Genomic DNA, 8,736 nt, shown 5'->3' on the forward strand with positions numbered 1-8,736 from the left:
ACACCCCCGGCCCCCGCGCCCGCCGTCCCAACGCCCCAGTATCCGCCGCGGCGGCGGCGGCGACCAGTGCCGCCGGCGGGGGGCAGACGGGCGCCGCGCGGGCGGGCGGTTCAGGCGGAGCGGCGCGCCGTCTCCCCGTCGAGGTCGAGGAAGCCGCCGGACTGGCGCTGCCACAGCCGGGCGTAGAGGCCGCCGCGGGCCACCAGCTCGTGGTGGCTGCCCTCCTCGACGATGTGGCCGCGGTCCATCACCACCAGGCGGTCCATGGCGGCGATGGTCGACAGGCGGTGGGCGATGGCGATCACCGTCTTGCCCCGCATCAGGGCGGCGAGCTGGCCCTGGATCGCCGCCTCCACCTCCGAATCCAGCGCCGAGGTGGCCTCGTCGAGGATCAGCAGGGGGGCGTCCTTGAGGATCACCCGGGCGATGGCGATGCGCTGGCGCTGTCCGCCCGACAGCTTCACCCCCCGTTCGCCCACCAGCACCTGGTAGCCGCGCCGCCCCTGCGGGTCGTGCAGGTCGGCGATGAAGCCGGCGGCCTCGGCCAGTTCGGCGGCGCGCGCCATCTCGGCGTCGCCGGCCTCGGGGCGGCCGTAGCGGATGTTGTCGGCGATCGAGCGGTGCAGCAGGGCGGTATCCTGGGTCACCATGCCGATGTGGGCGCGCAGGCTGGTCTGGGTGACGCCGGCGATGTCCTGGCCGTCGATCAGGATGCGCCCGCCCTCCAGGTCGTGGAAGCGCAGCAGCAGGTTGACCAGGGTCGACTTGCCGGCGCCGGAGCGGCCGACCAGCCCGACCTTCTCGCCGGGCGCGATGTCCAGGCTGAGGTCGTCGATGACGCCGCCGGCCTTGCCGTAGTGGAAGCGCACGTTCTCGAAGCGGATGGCGCCGCGCGGCACCGCGAGATCGGCGGCCGCGGCGGCGTCGGTCACCGCGTGGGGCCGGGCGATGGTCTCCATGCCGTTCTGCACCGTGCCGACGTTCTCGAACAGCGCGGTCACCGTGCGCAGGATCCAGTTGGACATCTGGGTCAGCCGCACGATCAGCCCGGTGGTCATGGCGATGGCCCCGGTGCCGACGGCGCCGGTCAACCAGAGGTGCACGGTCAGCCCGACCGTTGCCACCAGCAGCACGCCGTTGATCACCGTCAGGGTCACCGTCATGTCGAAGATCGCCCGGGTCAGCGCGCGGTAGGTCGCGAGGTGGCGGCTCAGGCCGCTGTGGACGAAGGCGTCCTCGCGCTCGGCGTGGGCGAACAGCTTGACCGAGAGGATGTTGGTGTAGCTGTCGACGACCCGCCCCGACAGCGCCGAGGTCGCCTCCGACAGGGCCGCCGACTTGCCGCGCACCGGCGGCACCATGACCGCGATCACCGCGGCGTACGCCACCACCCAGGCCAGCACCGGCAGCACCAGGCGCCAGTCCAGCCCGCCCAGCAGCACCAGGGTGCCGGCCAGGAAGGTCACCAGGAACCACACCCCGTCGATCACGTTGACGACGGATTCGCGCACCGCCGGGCCGGTCTGCATGACCTTCTGGGCGACCCGGCCGGCGAAGTCGTTCTGGAAGAAGGACAGGCTCTGGCGCAGCACCCAGCGGTAGTTGCGCCAGCGGATCTCGTCGGTCAGCGCTGGCACCACGGCGAGGTTGATCAGCCCGCGCGACAGGACCACCAGCACCGGCCGGACCACCAGCGCGAACAGCGCCATCCCCGCGAGCGCCCAGCCGTATGTCTCCAGGAAGGTCTCCCGCTGCGCCGTGGTCATCCAGTCGACCAGCCAGCCCAGGAAGGCGTACAGGGCGAGCTCCGACAGGGAGGCCAGGCCGGCCACCGCCAGGGTGACCACCAGCAGGCCGCGGATCGGCTGCAGGAAGTGGCGGTAGAAGGCGGCGGTCCCGGCGGGCGGGCGGACCACCGCCGAGGGGGCCAGGGCGGTGAACAGGCGTTCGAAGACTGCGTGCATGGAGCGTACCGGGCGGGCTGCGGGCGGCGAAGGCGCCGGACGGCGCCCCGCCGGCAACGCGCCGGACGGTGCGATGGGTCCCGCCGCCTACCGATAGGACATGGTGCCGGGCAGCCACAGGGCAATGGACGGCACCGCGAGCACCAGCGCCAGCCCCAGCAGCATCAGCACCACATAGGGGGCGGCACCGCGCACCACCTGGGCCAGCGGGGCCCGGGTGATCGCCTTGATGGTGAAGAGGTTCATGCCCACCGGCGGGGTGATCAGGGCGAGCTCCAGGTTGATGACCAGCAGGATGCCGTACCAGATCGGGTGGATGTCGAGGTGGCCCAGCACCGGCAGCACCACCGGCGTGGTGATCAGGATGATCGAGATGGTCTCCAGGAACATGCCCAGCACGAAGATCAGCGCCATCATCGCCACCAGGAACTCGAGCGGGCCGAACCCCAGCCCGGTGACCAGGGCGACGATCTCCTGGGGGATGCGCATCTTGGTCAGCACGTGCCCGAACACCCCGGCCGCCGCCAGGATCATGAACAGCATGGACGAGGTGCGCGCCGCGTCCACCGCGGAGTGCCAGAGGTCGCGCGGCCCGAAGCCGCGGTAGGCCAGCGCCGCCACCAGCAGCGCCGCCAGCGCGCCGACCCCGGCCGCCTCGGTGGCGGTGAACACGCCGAGGTACATGCCCCCCAGCACCAGCACCGGCAGGCCCAGCGCCCACACCGAGCGGCGCAGCGCCGCGGCGGCCTCCGCCAGGCTCGGCGCCGGCAGCCGCCGCACCGTGCCGGAGCGCCCGGCGGTGGCCATGGACCAGCCGGCGAAGACGGCGGCGAACAGCAGGCCCGGCACCACCCCGGCCATGAACAGCCCGCCGATCGAGGTGTCGGAGATCACGCCGTAGAGCACCAGCGGCCCCGAGGGCGGGATCAGGATGCCCAGGGTGCCGCCCGCCGCCACCGCGCCGTAGGCGGCGTGGGGGGCGTAGCCGTAGCGGATCATCTGCGGGATGGCGACCGAGCCGATGGTCAGCGCGGTGGCGACGCTGGACCCGGAGATGGCGGCGAAGATGGTGCACGCGGCCACCGTCGCCACCCCCAGCCCGCCCGGCAGATGGCGGGTCAGGGTGTGGGCGGTGCCGTAGAGGTCGTCGACCACCTTGCCGCGGATCATGATGTGGGCCATCAGGGTGAACAGGGGGATGGCCACCAGCAGGTAGCGGTTCAGCTCGCCGAACACGATCTCGGCCAGCGCCCCCATGTCGCCCTCGGTGAGCAGCATCAGCCCGGTGGCGAACAGCCCGAGGCCGGTGAAGATGGGCAGGCCGGTGAACAGCAGGAGCACGACACCGGCGAGGATCAGGAGGAACGTCATGGCCGCGCCCCCCCGCCGCCATCCGCGCCGCCATCCGCGCCACCGTCCGGGCCGCCGTCCGGGCCGCCGCCGGGGGCGGACTCGGGCGCGTCGACGGGCGGCCGCCCCACCGCCATGCGGGCCAGCCCGGCGATGGCGGCCAGCGCCAGCAGGGCGCCGCCCAGCGGCACCAGGGCCTGGGGCAGGTGCATGGGCATCTCCAGGTAGCCGGTGGAGACGATCCCCAGCATGCGGGTGAAGGCCACGGTCTCCCACCCATCCACCACCAGCGCCACGCCGGCCGCCAGCACCGACACCATGCCCAGCGCGGCGGTGGCGCGCCGGCCCCGCGGCCCGAGGCGCTCGGTCACCACGTCCACCGCGATGTGCTCGCCGCGGCGCAGGGCGTCGGCGGCGCCCAGCATGACCACGGCGACCAGCAGGTAGCCGACCAGCTCGTCGGTCCACGGGACGGGCGCGTTGAAGGCGTAGCGCATGACCACCGCCCAGGAGACCAGGGCCAGCGAGGCCAGCAGGCCCAGCGCGGCGAGGGCCATGGCGGCGCCGCTGACCACCGCGGCCAGGCCGTCGACGAGGGCGGCCGCGCGACGGGCGGCCGGAGAGGGGGTGCGGGTCATGGGATGTCCGGCAGGGCGCCCCGCCCCCGGCGACCGGGGGCGGGGCGGGCGCGAGCTTACAGCTTGTCGACCAGTTCGATGATGGCCGCGGCGTCGTCGGAGGCCTTCTTGAAGGCGTCCATGACCGGCTTCTGCATGGCCGCCTCGAAGGCCTTGGCCTCCTCGGGCCCATGGACGTGGACCTGCATGCCCTCGGCCTTGAGGCCGGCGATGGCGTCGTCGGCGGTCTTCTCGGTCAGGGGGATGGCGTCGCGCTCGGCCTTGGCCGCGGCCTCGGCGATCGCCGTGCGCGTCTCGGCGGGCAGGCCATCCCACCAGGCGGGGTTGACGTACATGTGGAAGTAGACGCTGAAGAACGGCGTCACCGTCGCGTATTTCTGGACCTCGTAGTACTTGCGGCTGTAGGCGGCGGAGACGTCGGTGAGCCCGGCGTCGATCACCCCGGTCTGCAGCGCCTGGTAGACCTCCGAGCCGGGCATGGCGGCCGGCGCGGCGCCGACCGCGGTCAGCGCGTTGTCCACCAGCTTGTTCAGGCCGCGGATCTTGACGCCCTCGAAATCGGCGGGCGTCACCAGCGGCCGGGTGCTGGAGGTGAAGGCGCTCTGCCGCGTCGTGTAGAACCAGGCGACGTTCCGCACCCCCTTGTCCAGCAGCTTCTTCTCCAGGAACCGCGCGGCCTCGGAGCCGGGGAAGGCCTCGATGCGCTTCAGGTCCGTGAAGTAGTAGGGCAGGGTGACGACGTTCATCTCGGGGATGGTGTTGCCCCACTGGAAGTTGACGGCCAGCGCCGCCTCGACCTGGCCGCGGGCCACCGCGGGGTGGTTCTGTTCCGGCTTGTAGGCCTGGGACGAACCGAAGATCTGCACGTCGACGGCGTTGCCGGTGCGCTGCTCGACGTCGGCGGCGAACTGTTCGACGAGCTGGGCGATGTGGTGGGCCGGCGGCAGCTGGTGGCTGATGCGCATGACCACGGGGTCGGCGGCCAGCGCCGTGCCGGCGCTTCCGGCAAGCAGGCCGGCGAGCGCAGCGGCGGCCAGAGGTGTCGTTTTCATGGGCGTCCCTCCCTTCAGGGTCGGTTTGTTTGGATGGCTCACTCGGCCGCGGTGCGGGTGCTGGCGAAGTCGGCGTAGGCCTGTTCGCGCCGGCGCTGCTCGGGCAGGCCGATGAAGGCGTTGAAGGTGTCGAAATCGACCATGCCGTCGCGCACCGCGGTGGTGGTGCCGCTCTCCACCAGCTCGCGCATCAGGCGGCTGACGGCGTGGGTGATGGTGTAGGTTGTGGCGCAGGGGTAGACCGAGACGGCGAAGCCGATCTCCTGCAGCTCCGCCGGGGTCAGCACCGGGGTCAGGCCGCCCTCGATGTTGTTGGCCATGCCCGGGGCGTTCACCTCCCGGCAGATGCGGCGCATCTGCGCGACGTCGCGCGGCGCCTCCACGAACACCATGTCGGCGCCGATGGAGCGGTAGAGCTGGCCGCGGGCGATGGCGTCGTCGATGCCGTTGACCGCCAGCGCGTCGGTGCGCGCCATGATCACCAGGTCGGGGTCGGTGCGGGCGTCCAGCGCCGCCTTCAGCTTGGCGACGAACTCCTCGGGCGGGACCACCGCCTTGCCGGCCATGTGGCCGCAGCGCTTGGGGAACACCTGGTCCTCGATGAACAGGCCGGCGACTCCGGCGCGCTCGTAGGCGCGCACGGTGCGGGCGACGTTGGTGGCGTTGCCGAAACCGGTGTCGCCGTCGACGAACAGCGGCACGGCCACCGCGTCGGCGATGCGGGCATAATGGTCGGCCAGCTCGGTCAGGCCGAGCTGCGAGGTGTCGGGGGCGCCGAGCAGCGCCGCCGTCGCCGCGTAGCCGCCGCAGGTGATGGCCCTGGCCCCGGCCGCCTCGGCGATGCGGGCGGTGAGGGCGTCCTGGATGCCGGGCAGCACCAGGATCTCGGGGGAGTCGACGAGCTGGCGGAAGCGGGTGGTGCGGCGCATGGGCGGGGGCGTCTCCTGGGGCCGCGGCGCCATCGGGCGACGGTACCCGGCCCCGGCGCCCGGCGGCGCAGGGTGGATCCCCCTTCCTGATGACGCCGTACGGCGGCGTTTGTTTTGCTGGACCGTATAGCAGCTTGCGAACCGAACTCAACACCGGCGTTACCCCGCCTCGACGGCGAGTCTGCCATTCGGCATTGCCGATCGTGGCGGCCGCCCGGCCAAAGGGCCAGGCCGCCTTGAACGGTGCCGTCCACGGCACGACTCTGTGGGGCCGACACCGGGACGCCACATCGAGGGGACCGCGACCCATGCCGATCGCACCGCGTTTCGCCACCACCGCCGCCCTGCTGGCCCTGCTGGCCCACGCCACGGCCGCCTGCGCCGATCCCCGCAGCCTCGACACCGCCGCCGGTCCGGTGCGGGTGGAGACGGTCGCCACCGGGCTGGAGCACCCCTGGGGCATGGCCTTCCTGCCCGACGGCCGCATGCTGGTGACGGAGCGGCCGGGGCGCCTGCGCGTGGTGACGCCGCAAGGCGTGGTGTCGCAGCCGGTGGCCGGCGTGCCCAAGGTGTACGCGCGCAGCCAGGGCGGGCTTCTGGACGTGGCGCTGGACCCCGGATTCGCCGACAATCGCCTGGTGTATCTGTCCTACGCCGAGCCGGGCGAGGGCGGGGCCGCCGGCACCGCGGTGGCCCGCGGCCGCTTCGCCGACGACCGTCTGGAGGCGGTGGAGGTGATCTTCCGCCAGCGCCCCAAGGTGCAGGGCGGCAACCATTTCGGCTCCCGCCTCGCCTTCGCCCCGGACGGACGGCTGTACATCACGCTGGGCGAGCGGGCCAAGTTCCACCCCGCCCAGGACCTCTCCAACACCCTGGGTGCCATCGTCCGCATCGAGCGCGACGGCGCCATCCCCGCCGACAACCCCTTCGTCGGCCGCGCCGGCGCGCTGCCGGAGATCTGGTCCTACGGCCACCGCAACGTCCAGGGCGCCGCCATCCATCCCCAGACCGGGGCGCTGTGGGAGGTCGAGCACGGGCCGCGCGGCGGCGACGAGCTGAACGTGGCCGAGGCCGGCAACAACTACGGCTGGCCGCTGGTGAGCTGGGGCGACCACTACAGCGGCGGCGCCATCCCCGACCCGCCGACCCGGCCGGAGCTGACCGACGCCCTCCTCCAGTGGACGCCGGTGATCGCCGCCTCGGGCCTGACCTTCTACACCGGCGACCGCTTTCCCGACTGGCGGGGCGACCTGCTGGTCGGCGGGCTCTCCACCCAGTCCATCGTCCGTGTCGACGCCGACGGCCCGGCCGTGCGCGAGGTCGAGCGCCTCGACCTGGGCGCCCGCATCCGCGCCGTGGTGGAGGGGCCCGACGGGCTGGTGTACGCCCTGACCGACGAGGACGACGGCGCGGTGCTGCGCCTCAGCCCGGACGGGGACAGCGCGGCGACCCGCTGACCGCTCCGCACCGGTTGGCCAACGCTGTCGGGCCGTTGCTCGGGCCGTTGCTGTTGACACGGCGCGCGCAAAGCGCGGAAGGTGGCCGGCGCGCAACCCCGGCGGATCGTCCCACCCATGGCCACCGTGCCCGAAGCCCTGGCGGCCGCGCTGGAGCACCTGCTCGGCGGCCGTCCCGCGGAGGCGGAGACCCTGCTCGGCCGCATCCTGGCCGCGGTTCCGGGCCAGCCCGACGCGCACCACCTGCTGGGCGTGGTGATGGCGCAGTCCGGCCGGCCGGCCGAAGGACTGGCCCACCTCGACGCCGCCGTCGCCGGCAACCCCGGCGCGGCGACCTTCCATCTCAACCGCGGCAAGCTGCAGGCGGCGCTGGGCCGTGGCGACGCGGCGGCCGACAGCCTGTGCGCGGCGCTCGCCCGCCAGCCCGACCTGACGGAGGCGGCGGCGCTGCTGGCGCCGCTGCTGCGCGCCCGGGCCGAGCGCGTGTTCGACGCCGGCGACGCGGCGCGGGCCGAGGGCCTCTATCGGCGGGTTCTGGCCCTGGTCCCCGACGACCTCGGCGCCACCTTCGACCGGGCCATGGCCCAGCGCCGGCTCGGCCGGGGCGCGGCGACCGCGGCGATGGCGGCGCGCGCGGCCCGGCTGCGCCCCGACCTGCAGCGCGCCCACCTGGAGGAGGCGGAGGCGTGGCGCGCCCTGGGCCACCCTGCCGCCGCGGCCGACGCGTACGCGCGCGCCGTCCGCCTGCAGCCGCTGGACCCCGCGCTGTGGGCGGCGCTGGCGCTGGCCCGCCACGGCGCCGGGACGCCGGCGGCGGCCGCGTCCGCCCACCGCGCCGCGCTCGCCCTGGACCCAGGCGACGGCGGGGCCTGGACCAACCTGTGCGTCGCCCTGCGCCAGCAGGGCCGTGTCCAGGCCGCGGTGGCGGCCGGACGGCGGGCGGTGCACCGCGACCCGGCGGCGGGCGACCCGCGGCTCAACCTCGGGGCGGCGCTGCAGGCGGCGGAGAAGCCGGTGGCGGCGCGCGCCGTCTACCACCGGGCGCTCGCCCTGGACCCGGCGGCGGCGGCGCTGCACCTCAACCTCGGCAGCGTCGAGGACGACCTGTTCGACAGCGTGGCGGCCGAGCGCGCGCTGACCCGGGCGCTGGTCCTCCACCCCGGCCATCCCCTGGCGCTCGGCCAGCTCGGCCGGGCCCGGGCGCACGCCGGACGGCCGGCGGAGGCGGTGGCGGCGCTGCGGCGGGCGCTGGCGGCGCGGCCCGGCGACGGCGACGGCTGGGCCGTGCTGGGCCGCGCCCGGCTGATGCTGGGCGATGCGGCCGCGGCCGGCGCGGCGGCGCGGCG

The 8,736-nt window shown here is 74.2% G+C and carries 7 protein-coding genes; 2 read left to right on the plus strand and 5 right to left on the minus strand.

The window, feature by feature from the left end:
- Nucleotides 1-110: 110 nt before the first annotated feature.
- The 5 genes from AC6H2I_RS22680 to AC6H2I_RS22700 all read right to left on the minus strand — a co-directional run bounded on the left by AC6H2I_RS22680 (nucleotide 111) and on the right by AC6H2I_RS22700 (nucleotide 5,933).
- A complete protein-coding gene (locus AC6H2I_RS22680; RefSeq protein ID WP_497503021.1) occupies nucleotides 111-1,964 on the minus strand; it encodes an ABC transporter ATP-binding protein in 1,854 nt (617 codons plus the stop codon).
- Nucleotides 1,965-2,051: 87 nt separating this feature from the next.
- Nucleotides 2,052-3,335 (minus strand): TRAP transporter large permease, encoded by a 1,284-nt coding sequence (locus AC6H2I_RS22685; protein WP_497503022.1) that lies wholly within the window; start codon nucleotides 3,333-3,335, stop codon nucleotides 2,052-2,054.
- Complete coding sequence (locus tag AC6H2I_RS22690) at nucleotides 3,332-3,952, minus strand: TRAP transporter small permease (RefSeq protein WP_497503023.1); 621 nt, start codon at nucleotides 3,950-3,952, stop codon at nucleotides 3,332-3,334. The genes AC6H2I_RS22685 and AC6H2I_RS22690 overlap by 4 nt, the downstream gene beginning before the upstream one ends.
- 56 nt (nucleotides 3,953-4,008) lie before the next feature.
- On the minus strand, nucleotides 4,009-5,004 hold the full coding sequence (dctP, locus tag AC6H2I_RS22695; protein ID WP_497503024.1) for a TRAP transporter substrate-binding protein DctP: 996 nt from the start codon (nucleotides 5,002-5,004) through the stop codon (nucleotides 4,009-4,011).
- Nucleotides 5,005-5,042: 38 nt separating this feature from the next.
- A complete protein-coding gene (locus tag AC6H2I_RS22700) occupies nucleotides 5,043-5,933 on the minus strand; it encodes an isocitrate lyase/PEP mutase family protein (RefSeq protein ID WP_497503025.1) in 891 nt (296 codons plus the stop codon).
- 308 nt (nucleotides 5,934-6,241) lie between these two features.
- Between AC6H2I_RS22700 and AC6H2I_RS22705 the strand changes: the two genes are divergently transcribed.
- Nucleotides 6,242-7,390: a PQQ-dependent sugar dehydrogenase gene (locus AC6H2I_RS22705; protein WP_497503026.1), complete on the plus strand. Its 1,149-nt coding sequence runs from the start codon at nucleotides 6,242-6,244 to the stop codon at nucleotides 7,388-7,390.
- A 117-nt stretch (nucleotides 7,391-7,507) separates the two neighbouring features.
- A partial coding sequence (locus AC6H2I_RS22710; RefSeq protein ID WP_497503027.1) for a tetratricopeptide repeat protein occupies nucleotides 7,508-8,736 on the plus strand: 1,229 nt, incomplete at its 3' end.

The organism is Azospirillum sp. NS33, assembly GCF_059703765.1.